Annotated in this window: 18 protein-coding genes; 9 read left to right on the forward strand and 9 right to left on the reverse strand. The window is 57.4% G+C overall.

The features are described 5' to 3' along the window. Positions 1–9: 9 nt before the first annotated feature. Positions 10–2223 carry a S9 family peptidase gene (locus B4U49_RS12255; protein WP_078084890.1) on the reverse strand — a complete coding sequence of 738 codons (2214 nt, stop codon included), beginning with the start codon at positions 2221–2223 and terminating at the stop codon, positions 10–12. Positions 2224–2558: 335 nt separating this feature from the next. On the opposite strand from B4U49_RS12255, the gene B4U49_RS12260 reads away from it, so the two are divergent. The 3 genes from B4U49_RS12260 to B4U49_RS12265 all read left to right on the forward strand — a co-directional run bounded on the left by B4U49_RS12260 (position 2559) and on the right by B4U49_RS12265 (position 4625). Further along, positions 2559–3137, forward strand: a complete 579-nt coding sequence (locus B4U49_RS12260) for a hypothetical protein (protein ID WP_204903033.1) — start codon at positions 2559–2561, stop codon at positions 3135–3137. 142 nt (positions 3138–3279) lie between these two features. Then, a complete protein-coding gene (locus tag B4U49_RS18880) occupies positions 3280–3738 on the forward strand; it encodes a hypothetical protein (protein ID WP_143735644.1) in 459 nt (152 codons plus the stop codon). Between the two features lie 35 nt (positions 3739–3773). Beyond that, a complete protein-coding gene (locus B4U49_RS12265; protein WP_239692608.1) occupies positions 3774–4625 on the forward strand; it encodes an intradiol ring-cleavage dioxygenase in 852 nt (283 codons plus the stop codon). A gap of 71 nt (positions 4626–4696) precedes the next feature. On the opposite strand, the gene fghA is transcribed toward B4U49_RS12265, so the two are convergent. Together fghA and B4U49_RS12275 are read right to left on the reverse strand one after the other, a co-directional pair. Continuing rightward, positions 4697–5539: an S-formylglutathione hydrolase gene (fghA, locus tag B4U49_RS12270; RefSeq protein ID WP_078084892.1), complete on the reverse strand. Its 843-nt coding sequence runs from the start codon at positions 5537–5539 to the stop codon at positions 4697–4699. Between the two features lie 9 nt (positions 5540–5548). Next, positions 5549–6676 carry an S-(hydroxymethyl)glutathione dehydrogenase/class III alcohol dehydrogenase gene (locus B4U49_RS12275; RefSeq protein WP_078084906.1) on the reverse strand — a complete coding sequence of 376 codons (1128 nt, stop codon included), beginning with the start codon at positions 6674–6676 and terminating at the stop codon, positions 5549–5551. 289 nt (positions 6677–6965) lie between these two features. On the opposite strand from B4U49_RS12275, the gene B4U49_RS12280 reads away from it, so the two are divergent. Further along, positions 6966–7346, forward strand: a complete 381-nt coding sequence (locus B4U49_RS12280) for a hypothetical protein (protein ID WP_078084893.1) — start codon at positions 6966–6968, stop codon at positions 7344–7346. A gap of 50 nt (positions 7347–7396) precedes the next feature. Here the strand turns inward: B4U49_RS12280 and B4U49_RS12285 are convergent, their stop codons facing one another. The 6 genes from B4U49_RS12285 to B4U49_RS12310 all read right to left on the reverse strand — a co-directional run bounded on the left by B4U49_RS12285 (position 7397) and on the right by B4U49_RS12310 (position 14683). Then, complete coding sequence (locus tag B4U49_RS12285; RefSeq protein ID WP_143735645.1) at positions 7397–8137, reverse strand: hypothetical protein; 741 nt, start codon at positions 8135–8137, stop codon at positions 7397–7399. A 244-nt stretch (positions 8138–8381) separates the two neighbouring features. Next, positions 8382–9287 (reverse strand): tyrosine-protein phosphatase, encoded by a 906-nt coding sequence (locus B4U49_RS12290; protein ID WP_078084895.1) that lies wholly within the window; start codon positions 9285–9287, stop codon positions 8382–8384. 44 nt (positions 9288–9331) lie between these two features. Beyond that, positions 9332–11869, reverse strand: coding sequence for a TonB-dependent receptor (locus B4U49_RS12295; RefSeq protein WP_078084896.1), 2538 nt, complete (start codon positions 11867–11869; stop codon positions 9332–9334). Between the two features lie 188 nt (positions 11870–12057). Next, on the reverse strand, positions 12058–13236 hold the full coding sequence (locus B4U49_RS12300) for a hypothetical protein (RefSeq protein ID WP_078084897.1): 1179 nt from the start codon (positions 13234–13236) through the stop codon (positions 12058–12060). After that, positions 13229–14074 (reverse strand): hypothetical protein, encoded by an 846-nt coding sequence (locus B4U49_RS12305; protein ID WP_078084898.1) that lies wholly within the window; start codon positions 14072–14074, stop codon positions 13229–13231. Before B4U49_RS12305 ends, B4U49_RS12300 begins: the two co-directional genes overlap by 8 nt. 192 nt (positions 14075–14266) lie before the next feature. Beyond that, positions 14267–14683, reverse strand: a complete 417-nt coding sequence (locus B4U49_RS12310; protein WP_078084899.1) for a CBS domain-containing protein — start codon at positions 14681–14683, stop codon at positions 14267–14269. A gap of 139 nt (positions 14684–14822) precedes the next feature. Between B4U49_RS12310 and B4U49_RS12315 the strand changes: the two genes are divergently transcribed. The 5 genes from B4U49_RS12315 (at position 14823) to B4U49_RS12335 (ending at position 18512) form a co-directional block, all read left to right on the forward strand. Beyond that, positions 14823–15260, forward strand: a complete 438-nt coding sequence (locus B4U49_RS12315; protein ID WP_078084900.1) for a host attachment protein — start codon at positions 14823–14825, stop codon at positions 15258–15260. Between the two features lie 109 nt (positions 15261–15369). After that, complete coding sequence (gene corA / locus B4U49_RS12320) at positions 15370–16323, forward strand: magnesium/cobalt transporter CorA (RefSeq protein WP_078084901.1); 954 nt, start codon at positions 15370–15372, stop codon at positions 16321–16323. A 117-nt stretch (positions 16324–16440) separates the two neighbouring features. Further along, positions 16441–17133, forward strand: coding sequence for a hypothetical protein (locus tag B4U49_RS12325; protein ID WP_078084902.1), 693 nt, complete (start codon positions 16441–16443; stop codon positions 17131–17133). A gap of 193 nt (positions 17134–17326) precedes the next feature. Then, entirely contained in the window at positions 17327–17881 is a 555-nt protein-coding gene (locus B4U49_RS12330) for a cytochrome b (protein WP_078084907.1), read from the forward strand. 64 nt (positions 17882–17945) lie between these two features. After that, positions 17946–18512: a YceI family protein gene (locus B4U49_RS12335; protein WP_078084903.1), complete on the forward strand. Its 567-nt coding sequence runs from the start codon at positions 17946–17948 to the stop codon at positions 18510–18512. Positions 18513–18678 lie beyond the last annotated feature (166 nt).

The raw sequence follows: 18678 nt of genomic DNA on the forward strand, positions 1-18678 counted from the left end.
ATACGGTTTTTACTGTTTTTCCATACCTTTGAGGTTGCGGTCAAAAAAGTCTTTCATCATCGTATACCAGTGCTTGCGGGTTTCCTTGCCGCGCAGGCTGTGCTTTTTACCCGGGTAGGTCATCAGTTCAAACTGCTGCCCATTATCCTGCAGCTGCTTGATCAGCTTGGTGGTATTGGTGAACAGGACATTGTCATCTGCCATCCCGTGATAGATCAGCAGTGAGCCTTTCAGATCCTTGGCGTAAGGGAATACGGAGGACGCCTCGTAAGCCTCCGGGACTTCGGTGGGGTTACCCATATAGCGTTCGGTGTAATGGGTGTCGTACAGCCCCCAATCGGTTACCGGTGCACCGGAAATACCTGCGGCGAAATAATCGCCAGCCTTGAACATGGTCATCAGCGCCATGTAGCCGCCGTAGCTGTGCCCATAAACGCCGATACGGGCGGGATCCACAAACGGCAGGGAGCGCAGGAATTTCACACCAGTGACCTGGTCGTCCACTTCCACGCTGCCCATTTTCTTGAAGATCGGATCTTCAAATTTCTTGCCACGATGGGCGGAGCCGCGGTTGTCCAGGGTAAACACCACGTAACCCTGCTGCGCCATGTACTGGTTAAAAGGCCTGTCCCAGCTGTTGGTGACCAGCTGTGCGTGCGGACCGCCGTACAGGAATACCATGGTCGGATAGGTTTTCTTGGGATCAAAGTCCGCCGGCTTGTACATGCGGTAATACAGGGTGTGCCCTTCCGGCGCCTTGATAGTACCGAACTCCGGCTCAATCCAGTCACTCATGTAGGGATGCAGCGGATGGCCCTTCTCCACCTTGTTTTCCTGCAGCCAGGTGACCCGCTTGCCATCGACACCGTGCAGGCTGACCTGGGCGGGTGTGGACGGATTGGAATAAGTATCGATATACCCAGACGCATCATCGGCAAACTCAATACTGTGCATGCCGTTGCGGGAGGAGATTTTTTCAATCTTGCCGTTGCCGCTGAGGTCGGTTACGTACAGGTGGCGCTCCAGCGGGGTATCTTTACGCCCGGAGAAATACACCTTGCCGTTCTTTTCATCCAGCGCTTCCAGTGCATCGATCGCCCAGTCACCACTGGTGAGCTGCGCCAGTTGCTTGCCGGAGAAATCGTACAGGTACAGATGCTTATAGCCATCCTTTTCCGAAGCCCAGATAAACCGCTTGCTGTTTTTCAGGAAACGCAGGCCGTGGAACAGGTTGACCCAGGTATCACTGGTTTCTGTCAGGGCGGTGCGGGTCTTGCCGCTGGGGATATCCACAAAACGCAGTTCCAGTCGGTTCTGGCTGCGGTTCTGCCACTGATAGGAAAGCAGGTTGTCACGGGCCCATTTTACCCGTGGAATATAAATGTCTTCGTTACTGCCCAGGTCCAGCCACTGGGTTTTGCCACTGGCAAGATCGAGCACACCCAGTTTGATCTTCACATTGGGACGACCCGCCGCCGGGTAACGTTGCTGGATCATATCGATCCGGTCTGCGTAGATTTCACTGCGGGTGACTTCGTCCACCGGGCTTTCATCCACCTGCAGGTAGGCGATACGTTTTTCATCCGGTGACCACCAGTAACCGGTCATGCGGTCCATTTCTTCCTGGGCCACAAACTCCGCCATACCATTTTTTATGGTGCCCTTGCCGTCGCTAGTGAGCTGTCGCTCCTTACCGGTTTCCAGGTCCACCACAAAAATGTTCTGGTCGCGGATAAATGAGACAAAGCGCCCCTGCGGGGAAACGCGCACATCGGTCTCGAAGGCTTCGGTCTGGGTGAGGCGCTTGGGCTCACCGTTGTTCAGCTGGTAGTAGAAAACATCACCGGCGAGAGGAAACAGCAGGGACTTGCCATCCTTCGACCAGCTGTACTCCATAATACCGCTGCCGAAGATCCGCTGCCGCTCGCGACGGGCCTTCTCTTCGTCGGAGAGATTTTCCTCTCCACTATGCAGCCGGTCGGAATTCACCAGCATGCGGGTCTCGCCATCCTTCAGGCTGTATTCCCACAGGTCATAACGGTTGTAGTCATCCTCGCGCCCCTTGAGGAAAGTCACGCGGCTGCCATCCGGAGAATACTGCAGCGCACGGGGACTGGTACCGCTCAATGCCGGGTCGGAGAATATTCTGTCGATAGTCAACTGTTCCGCAGAGGAAAAACTGGCAAACGCGCAGCCCAACAGGAAAAACAATTTCCGCTTCATGAAAATACTCGCAGTCAAGAGTCTGGACGTCGGAAACTGCGCGGCAGCCCCCAAAAACAAGCGGGAAATAATAGGACGGCAGCGGGCCTGGCGCCAGAATTTGCGGTGACCTGACCCCAGAAAACGTCGAGCTTCAGTGGCTAATTCGAACGCCTAAGTCATCGCTCGCCCTGCACCACATAGATCACGGGCTGGACCGGGTTCTTGATAAAGCCCCATACTGCACGATACTCAAATTCAGCCCGATCAACCGGAAGCGGGTATCTCTCCGGAAACCAGCCTGTGGATAACCCATGAAAGCAAAGCGCACACTCTTCAGAAATATCTGCCCCGTTTTGGCCGGCACACTTGTACTGGGGGCCTGCAGCGGCAGAGATGATACAAGCCACCCCCAGGATCAGTTTCTGGAAAATATTGCCGCCTATTGTGACCAGGCATTTGCCGGTGAAATAACCGCAAACGAGCCGCGCACCAACGAGCCAGACGCGTTCGAGGGAAAGACACTGATAATGCATGTGCGCGGTTGCGATAACCCCGAACAGGAAATTCGTATTCCGTTTCATGTGGGCGAAGACCGCTCCCGCACCTGGATACTGACGCGCACTGCGGATGGAATCCGTCTCAAGCACGATCATCGTCACGAGGACGGCAGTGAGGATGCAGTAACCATGTACGGAGGGGATACCGGAAGCGAAGGAACGGAAAACCGGCAGGAATTTCCCGTGGATCAGGAATCCATCGAGACCTTCAAGCGCGAGGGATTGAATGCCTCACTGGAAAATACCTGGGCGATGGAGATTCACCCGGGCAAGGCTTTCATTTACGAGCTGACCAGACCCAATGGACGAGAGTTCCGCGTCCAGTTCGATCTGACCAAGCCCGTAGAGACACCGCCGGCACCCTGGGGACACTGAGCAAGTCAGGCGCGCTCGACGAACACCGAGCGCGCTGTCCCACCGATCACCCGCTTAACACTCGCTTACCAATCTTTACGCCGCGACGACCAACAGCTGCTGCAACATACGGTCATAGGGATCTCACAACTCAGGAGAGACCATGAAAAATTCGTATTTGACCGTTGTTCTGGTGACCGCCGCGACACTCGGCGGTTGCGCCAGCGCACCAGATGCACCTCCCGTATTCTCGGAATCCTTCATCGCCAATATCACCGAGCAGGGGAACCGCATGTTCACCTATACCGCAACCGTCAATGGTGAGGGGGGCGGGGGCGCGCCCGGTGGCGGCATGCGAGGTCGAGGTCCGGGAGGAGGTAAAGGCGGTGGCCCCGGCGGCGGCATGGGGGGTGGCGCCGGTGGAGGACCTGGCGGCGGTATGGGCGGCCCGGGTGCCGTTGGCATGAGCAAGAAAATGCGAGAAAACCCGGAAAAGGCTGCCCGGGAAAGACTGGAAGAAGTGCTCTCCCAGACCAGTTATTGTCCGCACGGCTGGTTTGTCATCGAGAAAAGTACGCTGCAGGGGAAGGTTGAGATTCGCGGCGAATGTCGCGCTCGATAAAGCATTACACCAAACGATAAATATATGGGGTCAGCATGCACCAGAAACTTGATACAGCAGAAAAAAATAAACTACCCGAAAGCGACAAAACCGTACAAGAAAAAACCCTGAACCGGCGACAGATGCTCTCCGCACTGGGCCTTACCGGTGCCGCTATGGTCGCCGCCTGTAGTAATGGCGGCTCGTCAGGCAATACGAGCAAGGGAAACTCAGGGGGATCCTCTTCGAGTGGTTCTTCTAGCAGTTCTTCTTCCGGCGGCAGTTCTTCCGGTAGTAGTTCCGGTGGAACCCCCGGCACCTGCACGCTGATCCCCGAGGAAACGGAGGGCCCCTACCCCCTCACCGCGGTACTCAGTAATTCTGCCATGGTGCGTTCCGACATCACTGAGGGAAAGACCGGGGCACCACTCACTCTGGTACTGAACCTGGTGGATGTAAATAATGACTGTGCCCCGATCACCGATGCGTCGGTCTATATCTGGCACTGCGATAAAGACGGGGTCTACTCCGGATATTCACAGCCGGGAGCGGATACCCGTGGAGAGACGTTCTGCCGTGGCATCCAGGATGTGGATGGCGATGGCATGGTGCTGTTTGAAACCATCTATCCCGGCTGGTATACGGGCAGGATAACCCACATACATTTCCGGGTATTTCTGTTCAGCAGTTCGACCGCTACCGCCACCTCGCAGATAGCGTTTCCGGAAGAAATTACCCAGGTGGTTTATGCTTCGGCCCTGTATGCAGAACACGGGCAGAACAGTTCTGTCAGCGGTTTCTCTTCAGATAACGTGTTCAGTGATGGGGTAAGTTATCAATTGGCCGAAGTCAGGGGTGACCTTGAAAATGGCTACGTAGCTACTTTACAGGTCGGCATTGCGATCTGATTTTTTCTGCTTCAGATTTAAATAAGGCCGGTATATACCCGGCCTTATTTAATCGGTTAGAGAAAGCGCGCTTAATGTGCCAACAGGTAGTCCGCGTGGAAACGCAGATGCTGCTCGATAAAAGTAGCGATAAAGTAGTAGCTGTGATCGTAGCCGGCGTGGAACTCCAGCTTTAGCGGGTAACCCGCCGCGTCGGCCGCTGCCTTGAGTGCATTGGGCTTCAACTGCTCTTCCAGGAATTGGTCGTCCTCCCCCTGGGAGACCAGCATGGGCATCCGCTCCTTGGCCCTGCTGAGCAAAGAGGTCGCGTCGTATTCTTCCCACAACGTCGTATCAGCGCCCAGGTATGCAGACAGGGCCTTTTCTCCCCAGGGACAGGCAATCGGGTTACAGATGGGGCTGAACGCCGATACAGAGGTGTAGCGGCCGGGATTTTTCAGGGCGATGGTGAGCGCGCCGTGCCCTCCCATGGAATGCCCGAAAATCGCCCGCCGCTTGCTCACCGGGAAATTGGCTTCAACCAGTTTGGGCAGTTCTTCGACCACGTAATCGTACATCTGGTAATGCGGCTTCCAGGGCGACTGGGTGGCGTTGACATAGAAGCCCGCCCCTTTGCCCAGATCGTAACTTTCACTGTCTGCCACTGCATCACCGCGCGGGCTGGTATCTGGAATCACCAGTGCAATACCCAACTCTGCCGCCATACGTTGGGCACCGGCTTTCTGGGAAAAATTCTCGTCGGTACAGGTAAGCCCCGAGAGCCAGTAAAGCACCGGAAAACGCTCATCCTTTTCCGCCTGGGACGGCAGGAAAATAGAAAAGCGCATATCACAGTCAAGCACTTCCGAGCGATGGGCGTACTGGCACTGGGTGCCATCGAAGCTATGGGTTTTGCTGACAAGTTCTACGGTCATCGGGCTACCTTACTTGTAGTGAATCACACTGCGGATACTTTTACCCTCGTGCATCAGGTCGAAGGCTTCATTGATTTTTTCCAGTGGCATGGTGTGGGTAATAAAGTCATCCAGCTGGAATTCGCCGGCGAGATAGCGCTCTACATAATCCGGCAGCTGGGAGCGACCCTTGACGCCGCCAAACGCGGTGCCGCGCCAGACCCGTCCGGTCACCAGCTGGAACGGCCGCGTGCAGATTTCCTGCCCGGCACCGGCCACACCGATAATTACCGATTCCCCCCAGCCCTTGTGACAGCACTCCAGTGCCGAGCGCATCACGTTGACATTACCGATACATTCGAACGAGTAATCCACCCCGCCATCGGTCAGCTCGACAATCACGTCCTGGATGGGCTTGTCGTATTTTTTCGGGTTGATACAGTCGGTGGCACCAAGTTTTTTCGCCAGCTCGAATTTCCCCTCGTTGATATCGATGGCGATGATCCGCGACGCCTTGGCAAGGCGCGCACCAATTATCGTGGCGAGACCGATGCCACCGAGGCCGAACACCGCCACTGTGGCGCCCTCCTCCACCTTCGCGGTATTCGCTACCGCACCCATACCGGTGGTGACACCGCATCCCAACAGGCAGATTTCTTCCAGGGGGGCGCTCTTGTTCACCTTGGCCACGGAGATTTCCGGCAACACCGTATATTCGGAAAAGGTGGAGGTGCCCATGTAGTGATAGATAGGTTCACCATTGATGGAAAAGCGCGTGGTGCCATCGGGCATCAGGCCCTTACCCTGAGTCGCGCGAATCTTCTGGCACAGGTTGGTCTTGCCGGATTTGCAAAACTTGCACTCACCGCATTCCGGGGTATACAGCGGAATCACGTGATCGCCCACCGCGACGCTGGTTACGCCCTCGCCCACGGACTCCACGATACCGCCGCCTTCGTGGCCAAGAATGGCCGGGAAAACACCTTCCGGATCATCACCGGAAAGGGTAAAGGCATCCGTGTGACAGACACCGGTCGCCATCAATTTGATACGTACCTCGCCAGCCTTGGGGGGCGCGACCTCCACGTCCTCGATAGACAGAGGCACACCCGCCTTCCAGGCAACCGCCGCTTTACACTTGATGGTCTCTGCAGACATATCCATTCCTCTCCTGATACTGATCGGCGAGCGCCGAACCTGAGCCAAAGCTTAACAGATCCACATTGACCAACGCCGCCCAATCGCACACTCCCGGGGCAGGTGACGCAAGATTGCACCCCACTGGTGCCCGGTGGATCCCGCAGCTACTTCTTCTCCCCCGGACGCCCTGCAAGTACGGAGCCCGAGGCCGGCTCACAAGACAGTGAGAGAAGGATGGGAAACGCTCTCGGGAATTGGCCCGGTCCTTGCTCCACTAACGGTAAAACACTACAAAGGCTCAACAACGATGACAGACCACCAGTGGCTGATGACTTCCCAGGCCCTCAATATCCTGCGCAAATTGCGCAAACGTATTCAGGCGGAATTCGATATCAGCCTACGCTTTTCCGATTTTGATTTTGAACCCCAGCTGGCGGAACTCAAACACCGCAGCCACGACGACGAATCCCTGAAGCTGATTGCGCAACTGGAAACCCTGAAAGGCGGTCCGTTCCTGACCGGTAATGAGCCACCCGAGCGCCTCTACCGCGGCCAGCGGGTACTGAAAGAACAGGGCAAGAAGGATATCTACGAAATGATTTACGGCGAGGAGCTGGCACTGCACGATGGCCGCGGCGCATCCAGCCAGCCGCGTAAAATGTACCGCGGCCAGCCGGTTATAAACTGAATGGACCAGGGGACTCCTCCCCTGGACCGGTCGAGCTGTCTTGAGACCAGTTAGCGCCGGGCCAGGCTCAGCAGCGCATCCGCTTCCAGATCATCTTCCACCTGATCCAGCACCTCTTCCGCGATGTCGGCCAGCAGGCGCTCGGTGGCCTCGCGGGTAGTATCTTCCACCACACCGCCATCCTTCGGCGCTTTGGTACGGTAGCGGGCATGCAGTTTCAGCGTGGAGATATCCACAGTCCCTTCCCGCAACACATGCGCGCCGATGGCGCCCTGCAGGCGATAGTGGAACTTGCCGTAGGCCGTCATACTGCCCTTTTCCAGGTCGTAATCCTTGCTGCTGAAGATATCCAGAATTTTCTGGCGAATAACGACATCGAAATCCGTATGCAGGGTCAGCGGTGCGCGGTTGGTCACCAGGTGCACCCGCTCATCTTCGAAGAATTCCCCAAATCGCATTTGTACCTGCTGATCCAGGTACTGGCTGAATTCCTCACTGGCTTTTTTGCGGATATCGCCGAGGCCCCCTTTGCTACCGGAGAGCGCCAGCAGTAACTCAAGGTTGTTACCGGTGAGCGGGGTGGGTGCTTCGATGCGGATTTCTACAGGGGTTACCGCCAACCGGATCAGCGGGTCGGCACTGCCCACGCCCATCCAGCCCTCGGATGCCTTGGCGGCGGCCGACAATGGCGAGAACGCCGCAAGGGCAACCAGCAGAGAAACAGCGGGCGAACATAGCGATGAATGAACAGCGGAGGAGAAAGAAGAGAGTATCGTATTTGTGCGGAACATGGTTTTCGCTCCCGTGGGATTCCAGGCCGGGCCAGGGACAGCGCACCAGCACCGCCCCGTGGCGCACGAAGCATTTACCCTCTAACCCTTGCAACCTATGGGCCAGATTTCGAGCGAAAAACGCGACAAACTGTCTTTTACCGTATATTTATCCGTAAATTCGGAGCAAAAACTGCACAATTAGCAAAAGTATCCCCCGGCAACCGCGATCAGGCGATCGCCGGGGGGACCAAGCGGGCGGAGATTACTGCAGCAGGCGGGTGCGCAGCAGGGCCAGCTCCTGCGGGTCCACGTCGAGCGCATGTTCGATATAGCCTTCAACAGATCCGTGCTGACGCGCCATTTCGTCAAAGGCACTTTCCAGCCAGGAAAGCTCTACCCCAGACATGGCGCCGCGAATATCTTCCGGTAGCTGGGCAAAGAATGCGTACATACGCTTTTCCTTCTCGCTGGCGTCTTCCGGCAGCGCCATCATCTTGACACCGGCCAGTGTCTTGTTCGACAGCATGTAGTCCTGCTTCACCGTCTCGCGATCCACCCCCAGGGCGGTCAGAATCAGCGCAGCGCCGATACCGGTGCGGTCTTTGCCCGCGGTGCAATGGAACAGCAGCGGGTCTTCGCTCTCGATCAGTTTCTGGAACATGGCGCGATAGGCGGGCGTCTGCTGTTTAACCAGATCCGTATATCCCTTGTCCATCAGCTCAACCAGATCCTGCTTGGAAAAGTCGGGTCTGGAAAACAGCTTGGCAAAGTCCTGTTCCCAGTTCATCTCGTAATCCCACTCGAGCGTGATCGCGCTGCTTCCGCGCCAGTTGTCCGGCTCATTGGACCGTTCACTGGTAGAGCGAAAATCGACGATGGTGGCAATCTCGCGATCACGCAGGTACGCGTAATCATCGGCGGTCAGGTTGGTGAGAATTCCGGAACGGTACAATTTACCCCACTTAACGGTTTTGCCGTCTGTGGTTTCATAGCCGCCCAGATCTCGGAAGTTGCGCCCGCCCTCCAGCGGCAGTACACGCACCTGCTGAACATCAGATTGAACCGCTGCAGTCTGTACTTTGTCCGCAATCGGTGCTGTGGCAGAGCACGCCCCGAGAGTGGTCGCTACGGCAATCGCCAGAATCCCGTTCATCCATTTGTTGTGCATAAATCACCTGTCAGAAGTTTTTAAAAGTTTGGGTCGCTGGTTCATTAGAAATTGACGCGGAAGCCCGCGAGATAGCGGCGGCCGTAGCTTTCCACCTGATTCGGATTGCTTTCATCGCCGGTGTAACGCACGTCCTGCTCGTCGGTCAGGTTATTTGCGTTGGCGTAAAGGGTGACATCGGAGCCGAACACCGCCATCGGCAGGTCGTAACTCACCGACAGGTCTACACGCTTCTGAGCATCCCAGTAATCGTTCATACCCACGTTCTCGGTAGTGGAGAGCCAGTCGTCGCGGTACTGCTGATTCAGGCGAATGGAGAAGCCTTCCATCTCGTAGAACACAGAGGCGTTGAAGATGGTTTCGGATGTGCCTGGCAGGCTGTGGCGGGTGCCGTCCTGAGTTTCAAACTCGCTGTCCAGCAGGGTCAGGTTGGCGCTGATTCCGAAGCCCTCCAGAACCGGCAGGAAGTCCGCAGCCTGGGCGATGGCATTGAACTCGGCACCACGCATTTTGCCGTTGCTGCCGTTGACGTATTGGGTGTAGATCCAGTAGTCCGCGCCCACTTCCGGCAAGTAGGCATCGCCGGCAATCACATCGCTCTGTGCGTAGATCACATTGTCGATGCTGCGGGTAAACAGGCCGGCGCTCAGCAGGCTGGCATCGCCCGCATACCACTCCAGGGACATGTCTGCACCGACAGACTCCTCCGCTTCCAGAGACGGGTTACCCGCGGTGACGCTGCTCTGAACGAAATCGACCATGTCGTCCCCGCGCCATTCGGAGTAGGTCGGGCGGCTCACACCGGTGGAGACAGACAGTCGCAGCTTTACCTCTTCTGCCAGGTCAACATTCAGGTGTGCGCTTGGCAATACGTTGGTAAAGCTGTCTTCGAAGTTGCTGGTGGGGCCTTCGCTCAGGTAATCGGTGTTTTCAACGCGCGCGCCCAGTACCAGGTTGCCCCAGTCATAGTGGGTGGTAACCATCGCGTAACCCGCGGTGATATCTTCTTCCAGACGGATCGCTTGGGAGTCGTTGGGGGTAAGGTCCAGACCGCCTACAGCAGTATCCCACGCCCGGCGCAGTCCCTTGTTGTCGTAGTAGGTAGCGCCGGCAATGCCGTTGCTGAACTGGCTGTCCCAGGCTTCACCGGTGGCAAAATCGTTGATACTTACGTCAGATGGGAAGAGCCCATAGGACAGCACCATGCCAAAGCCATCGGCCTCACGGGAGTCCATCTCGATACCCGTTTTTACCACGGCGTCCTGGCCGAACAGCTGCAGTTCGCGCTCTGCATCCAGCTTGAACTTGGTCGCATCGATGGTCATTTCGGAGCCGATCAGCATGCCCAGGTCAACGGCGTAGTTAACGTCATTTACATCGATCGGCGCCTGAGCAATCGGGTCGAACAGGCCGGTTACTGCCGGATCCAGTAAATCGGAGACATCAAAACTCGCCATCGCGAAACCACCGGCGCTGCGCGGCAGCGGCAGGAAGAAGTTGTTTTCGGTTTCGGTGAAATTGATGCGGGATTCGATATGCCACGCACCCAGGGCGAAATCGGCCCCCAAGGTGTTGGTGAAAGTGGAGTTTTCGTACAGGCCGTACTCCAGGGAACGACCTACCAGGGCAAACTGGTTTTCAGCCGCGGCGCCTGTGGCCTGGGGCGCACCAACCGCCTCGGCACCACCCGCAAAGTCGAACACATACTGGTTGCGCTCTTCGAAGTCCTGAAATTCGTTATACAGGGTGCATACGAATACCCGCTCCAGCGCGCCGTCACCACGGAATTCAAAGCGACCACCGTAGGCGCGGTCTTCACGGGTTACCTTGTAGCTGCGGAAGTCCAGTTCGTTGACCAGCAGCTCGCCATTTTCGTCGCGCTCCAGATCGAACTCGCGGTTATCGGTGGTCTGCTCACGACTGTTCTCCGAGGTAAACAGGGAGAAGCCGAAGTTGTCGCTGGACCAGGAAGTACGCAGGGCCCGCTTTTCAATATCGCCATCGCCCAGTTCCTGGTTACCCATGCCCACATCGGTGGAGAAGGCCCAGCCCTCTTGCACAAACGGGTCAAAGGTGGAGATGTTGATATGTCCGGAAACCGCGCTGCCGGGCATGTCCGCCATGATCGCCTTGTTGGAATCGATACGGCTGGTGATTACGGAAGGGAAACTGTCGAAACGCGGTACACGGCCGTTCTCGGCACCCGGGATACTCAGGCCATCAATAGCGAGCGAGGTGTAGCGAAAAGGCGCACCGCGGAAATTGATGTAGCGGGCCTGGCCCTGGTCGCGCTCGATGGCGAGACCGGGCACACGACCGAGGGAGTCCGCCAGGTTCTGGTCGGGGAAACGGCCGATGGTATCGGCAGAGATAATATCTACCGTGTTGTCGGCATCGCGCTTGGCATCGATGGCGGCCTTCTGACTATCGCGGATGGGCGACGCCATTACCACGATCTCTTCGACCGCTGCGCCGTCAATGTTTGAGCCATCCACAACCTGCTGTGCCATTGCCCCCTGAGTAGTGCCTGCCGCAGCCACTGCAATCAGCAGAGACAGTCTGCTGTGAGAAAAATTGTTCATCTTTAATCTCCGAAGCTGTTTCTTCGAATAAGTAGAATTTGGTCTTGGAAGCTGGCCAACTGGCCGCTGGGGGCATATTCGGGAGCCGGTGTGACAGAGGGGTTAAAAAGACAACCCGGAGCGGGAATGAGATATCTCTAAAAACAAAAATCCCTATAAATCAGAGAGTTATGACTATACAAAGGTCATCAATGAATCTGTATCTGGTCCGCTGAAAGCGCCAGACGATAGCTGTAGCGACCGCTTTTCATATCCCGGCGAGATTCAAACAGGTAGGGTTCCACCAGCACCTCGCCCAGAGCGGACACCAGCTCATCGCGGATTTTGTTGCGGTTCTGATCCAAGGTTTTTGCGCGCAGGCCATGCTCGCGAAGATCATTGATGGACTTGTTGTGTCCACCCAGTTCCTCCATCAATGTGATCAGAGGCTCGGCGCCATCCCGATCTGGCCGACTGGTGGGCGGATTGAGATACCAGCCATCCCCGGCGAGACGCCGGCGCGCATACCAGAGAAAATAAAAGAACGGGGTCTTGGACAGGGTGATCGGAATGCCGTGCGCGATCACCTGCAGCTGTTCGCACTCGAACTGCAGATAGGCGGGCGCCAACGCAACCGCCAGCGCCCGATCCAGATCCGGCGGCCCTTCAATTCCCTTGTGCAGCGCCAGGTCGAGCCACAGGATCTGCTGCGGATCCAACGTTGCCAGCTCCGGCTTTGCCAGCCAGTTCAGCAGTGATTCCATTGACAGGCCAAGTTGATCCCGCAGGCGTGCAAACAGGTCCCGTTGCAGTGGGTTGAATTGCTCGAGTCTGGCAGACAGTCGCCGCGCCAGCTGTGGCGCTATGCCCGCACCTGACAGCGTACGTATCTGGAGCCTGCGCGCAGAGGACAGGGGCGCGGGCCACAGCCAGACACACCCGACCAGCAACAGCGCGAGGACGCCCTGACTTGCCAGCAATACCGGCCAGTTGGTATCGCACTTCAGGGAAAACAGCGTGCGGTCCTGCCGTTCGCCATCCCCAATATGCCAGCCCACGGCAATCTGGTCGCCGCCGGATGATGGCGATACGCCCGGCTCGCCGATCAACTGCTCTACCCGCGCGCGACAATGCCGGAGCAAGGGTAAGCGACCTGTTGCAGGTAGCGCCGCCAGATCACGCTCCAGCTGCCCAATCACCCAGGAATGGGGGCCGTTGTTCGCCAGCCGGTTTTGTAGCGCGAGCGCCAACCGCTGCGGCAATTGTTGCTGGAATTGTCGCGCAAGGTCATCGGCGAAGGAGGCGTGCGCATACCAGTAGGCAGAGCCCGACAACAGCGCGGTCAACACGCACCAGGCCAGCGGCAGCCAGCGCTTGCACCTAGCCACGACAGTGCGCCGCCCCCGGGAAATCCCGGTGTGCACTGAAGTAGTCAGTGGTGGCATCATCAAATGCCTGGGCAATCGCGCAGTCGATTTCCGCCGCGCGCGCTTTGCGCACGAACAGCGTGGCGGCGACCACGTTGTCCGCCATTAAAATACGCTGCAGCGGTATATCCAGGTCCTGCTCCAGAAACAGTCCGCCACTGACGAGGTCCAGGTCGCCCCGGGCAAAGGCCCGGTAGAGGCTATTCGCATCGTCGAAATAAACCAGGGGCTGGCGGGAAATATCCACCCCCAACTGTTTCAGGGAAGCCAGAGGCAGTAGGTGGAAAGTGTGGCTGAGCCTGTCGTTCAACAAACCGATTTTTTTGCCCCGGAAATACTCCCGGGTGAGCTGTGGCTGGCCATTGCGGCTGAACCAGAAAACCTTGTACTGGTCGTAGCGCAGCAGGGGTTCGTAATAGCGGGAATATTCCGGAACCAGACCATGCAGGCTGTGCTCGCGGTTCCAGATCAGATCGTAATCTTCATTCAAGACCTCCTCCGCAGTGAGCTGCTGGCGAGGTTTCCAGGAGATGCTTATCGTTTTGTACTGCTCGGCCATGGCCGGGGCGCGACACAGGTTGTCGGCAATTTCCCGGGCAAAAATCGAAGACACGGTAAGCAGGTTGAAACTCCCCTGACCGCTGCCACCCGTCTCACAGTGGTAGATGTGATAGTCCCCAAGCAACGGCAGTGTTGCCTGCTGTTTCGAGAGCCACAGGCACATTGCCAGCACAGCGGCGAGGAACACCGCCAGCATGCCGAAATAGGCCTTGTGACTGGTCAGGAACAGCGGAAGCATAGGAGAGATAGAAAGTACGATTCGGTAGATTTAGCCCGCAGTCTATGTACTTTTTATGACAAACCTATGACCTGCCAGCGCCTGCAGCCGTCACCCGGACGGCGCAGTGGAGCGTCCCCGGTGATCACGCTCGCGCGCAGTTAAAAGCGAGGCGCGCAATCCTACCAGTCAGCCAGTGCAATCCCAGCGCAATCAATGATGTGCGGAAACCGCCGCGGTATATCGGTGGCTACTGTGGTCATCCATGCCATGGGTGATGTCCCCCATGCTCAGCATGCCAACCATACGCCGCGCACCATCCACAACGGCCAGGCGGCGAATCTGCATGCGCTCCATATGGTCGATGGCCTCTTCCATATTTTCATCCGCGTAGCAGTATTCGATATTCTCCGTCATCACATCCCGCGCGCAGTGCTCGCGCAGATCCCAACCCTCGGCAAGGCCGCGGCTGACAATATCCCGATCGGTCACCATGCCGATCAAACGGTCGTTTTCTCCCACCGGAATCGCGCCCACATCGTGGTCCCGCAGTAGCTGCGCGACCTCGGTCAGCGGCGTGTCCGGGGAGCACCAGGTCACACCGCGGTGCATGGCTTGTTCGACTTTCACGTTACACCTCCCGCGCACAATTGTCGGTTCACCAGTTGCCACAATGATAGCGACCCCACTGCCAGTAACGACTACGAACCCGACCGGCCGCGGGCTACCATTCAGCAACAAAGCACAGCAAAAACAGAGGTGCACTGTCATGTCTAAAGCCTGGGTTCTGGTAGCCAACCATACTCACGCTCGCGTGTTTGAGGCGGAAAAACGTGCGGGTAAGCTCAACGAAGTAGAATCTCTGGTTTACCCGGAGGGACGCATGAAAGGGCAGGAACTGCTCGCCGATGCCCCGGGGCGCGCGTTCGACAGCTACGGCCAAGGCCGCCACGCGATGTCTGAGCCCACCAGCCTGCGCAAACAGGGTGCCCAGAAGTTCGCACGGGATATCGCCCACACCCTCGAAAAGGGGCGTCAGGAAGGTCGCTTTGACCGCCTGTATATCGTTGCCGAGCCCTCCATGGCCGGCAGCCTGCGCATGTCCATGAGCTCCCCCTGTCTCGCCGCCATCGCCGGCGAATCCCGTAAAAACCTTACCACCTGCGACAGCGAACAGATCCGCGCACAGCTGCCCACGTGGCTTTAGTCTGAGTAAAAACAAATGCCACCACTGTTCCCTGGTGGTGGCATTTGATTTGTTGCCGACAGCCTGACACCATTCCCGCAAGCACCTCTTTTAGACCAAGGAAGCGTTAATGCTGAGACTGTTTCAAATCCAGCGCGGCAAGATCAAAGAAACCTATGCGGGCAGCGATTATCACAGCCAGCCCCTGTCTGACGCGGCCTGGATCGACCTGCAGGACCCGGAGGAAAATGAGCGGGACCTGCTGGAGCAGCTGCTGCGCACCGAGCTTCCGGAATCCGAAGATGTCGAGGAGATCGAGTCCTCCGCGCGTTACTTCATCGATTCCGCGGGTATTCACGTCCACTCCCTGTACCTCACCCAGAGCGAAGGCCGCCACGAAACCGCCACCGCGGCCTTCATCCTTCAGCCCCAGCGTCTGATTACCGTGCGCGATACCGAGCTGGCAGACTTTCGCCTGCTGCGTATGCGCGCGCGCCGCAACCAGGTGGAAGCCCACAACGCCCAGGAACTGTTGATCCAGCTGTTCGACCAGAAGGTGGAAAACCTCGCCGACGCCCTGGAAGACAACTACCTGAAACTCGGCGAAGTCAGTCATCTGGTACTGGAGGACGAAGACGCCGACCTGGAAGAAGCCATTGATCACCTGGCCAAGCTGGAAGACTCCAACGGTAAAATCCGCCTGTGCCTGATGGATACCCAGCGCTCCATCGCCTTCCTGCAGCGCCACCTGAAGGACGACCCGGAACTGCGCGAGAGCTGCTGGGCGATTCTGCGCGACATCGACACCCTGATGTCGCACACCACCTTCCTGTTCGAGAAGATCAACTTCCTGATGGATTCCACCCAGGGGTTTATCAGCATCGAGCAGAACAAGATCATCAAGATCTTCTCCATTGCCGCGGTGGTTTTCCTGCCTCCCACCATGGTCGCCAGTATCTACGGCATGAACTTCGAGCATATGCCGGAGCTGGAGTGGCTACTGGGATATCCGTGGGCGCTGCTGTTGATGTTGCTGGCGGGTATGGCGCCGTACCTGTACTTCAAGAAGAAGGGGTGGTTGTAGCCACCCGCCCTGATACGAAGGCATTGGTGCCGGGTAGGCCCACAGTCTGACCGGCAACCCCATCCCCAGCTGCTAACCTTAAATGGTTCGAAAGCACCATAGGGAAGCAGGGCAATAATGGCGACGGCGGGTAGTCAGGGTTCCACCTCCAGCAAACCTTTCCATATGCGGCGCTGGCTCAGCGTTCAGCAGGCCGTCGACCACCTGAGCGCCCTCTCGGAAGATCCCCTCACCAGCGACGACCTGGCGCGCCTGGCAGAAAATCACACCCTCGATCTCTACTGGTATCGCCCCGGCCAGCAGCTCAGCTATATCGACCGCCCCGGCAAACCCAGAACCGAACTCACCGAACCCCTGCGCCTGTGCCCCGAGTACAGCAGCGATTGGCGCGCCATCGTCGGTATCCTGCGCCAGCGCCCCGCCCTGCCCGCAGAAGAAAATGACACCCCGACCATGCAGGACGACAAGGGCAACCGGCTGCAGATCACCTTCGACTTCAGCCACCGCCCGGAACCCTTCAGCGGCCGCTGGTATCCCAATTACGGTGAGCTGGTGGTAAAGCGCCGGGACCTGGAACGGCTGGAAAGCCATCTGTTCAGCGAAGATGACGACCAGGCACTGGCCCCCAACCTGTTACTGGACGTGATCTGGCAGCTGGAACAGCTGGCCATGGCAAATGGCCACGACCAGTCCGAGCAGCCACACGATCTCGAATGGCTCACCCACGAACTCAGCGATCGCACCAAACTGGACCCGAACCTGCTGGGCAAGGTCCTGAATGCCGCCGAGCGCCAGCACGCCGCGCACTAATTTAAGGCGCGCAACTACTCCCCTGCCCTCGCCACTTGGTCCACCGCTCTTATCCATTCTGCGAGCGCAGGCTGCAGACCCCGCGTTTGCACCTTTGCGATTTTTTCGAAAAATACTTCCGGCTTTTTGCGCTATTCCCGCGCCACAGAATTTTTATAATGCGCGCAATCTGAATTTTCTGACGGAGTCCTTTGTGCAGACCCGCAATAGCACAACCCATTACGGCTGGGTGGCCGTACTTTTCCACTGGCTGATGGCTCCGGCCATCATCGGCATGTTCGCCCTCGGCTGGTGGATGGTAGACCTGTCCTATTACGACCCCTGGTACCGTCAGGGGCCGGATATCCACAAGTCGGTGGGGATACTGCTGTTGATATTGCTGGTTGCACGACTGGTGTGGCGCTGGGCCAATGAAACCCCAACCCCGGAACCCGCCCCCCGCTGGCAACAACACGCCGCGGGTGCCGCGCACTGGTTGATTTATGGGCTATTGCTGGCGATTTTCGTTTCTGGCTACCTGATCAGCACCGCGGATGGCCGTGCCATCGAGGTGTTCAACTGGTTCAGCGTGCCGGCCACGCTGCAGGGACTGGAGAACCAGGAGGATATCGCGGGCGTGATCCACGAGTGGCTCGCGTGGGGTCTGATAGGACTGGTGGTGGTACATGGCCTTGCGGCATTCAAGCACCACTTCGTCAATAAAGATGGCACCCTGAAGAAAATGCTGGGCGTAGCGCCGCGCAGATAACGATTGATTCAAACCTGTTTCACGATTTTCACACTCTGTTTAATAACCAACAGGAAACTGACCCATGAAGAAACTTGCAGTTCTGCTGTTTGCTACCCTCATCGGTGCCTCTGCCCAGGCGGCCGATTACAAGTTCGATACCAAAGGCGCGCACGCGTTTGTCCAGTTCCGCATCAAGCACCTGGGCTACAGCTGGCTGTATGGTCGCTTCGACAAGTTCGACGGCAACTTTGTTTACGATGAAGCCAAGCCTGAAGCGTCTTCCGTGGAAGTCACCGTGGACACTACCAGCCTGAACAGCAACCACGCGGAGCGCGACAAGCACCTGCGCGGCGAAGACTTCCTGAATGTGGCTAAATTCCCGACCGCTACCTTCAAGAGCACCGCATTTGAACCGAAGGGCGACGGCAAAGCGGTGCTGAAAGGTGACCTGACCCTGCACGGTGTAACCAAGCCGATCACCATCGACGTTGAAGAAATCGGCGGCGGCAAGGATCCCTGGGGCGGCTACCGTCAGGGCTTCACCGGCACTACTGAGTTCAAGCTGAAGGACTTCGGCATCGACTACGACCTGGGCCCTGCGTCCCAGACCGTTGAAATGATTCTGGACGTGGAAGGTATTCGCCAGTAATCATCGTTTGATTTCATCTCACAGGATGGAAACTCGAGAGCCCGGCCTTTGTGCCGGGTTTCTTGTTTTTGGGCTGCGTGACACCGGGGTGGGAGCATGAGCTCTGTTTTTACTTTTACTGGCGGCAAAGCACCGGGTATTCCTTTTCAGGACCGCTGTGAATACA

This window comes from Microbulbifer mangrovi, assembly GCF_002009015.1.
Taxonomy (GTDB): domain Bacteria; phylum Pseudomonadota; class Gammaproteobacteria; order Pseudomonadales; family Cellvibrionaceae; genus Microbulbifer; species Microbulbifer mangrovi.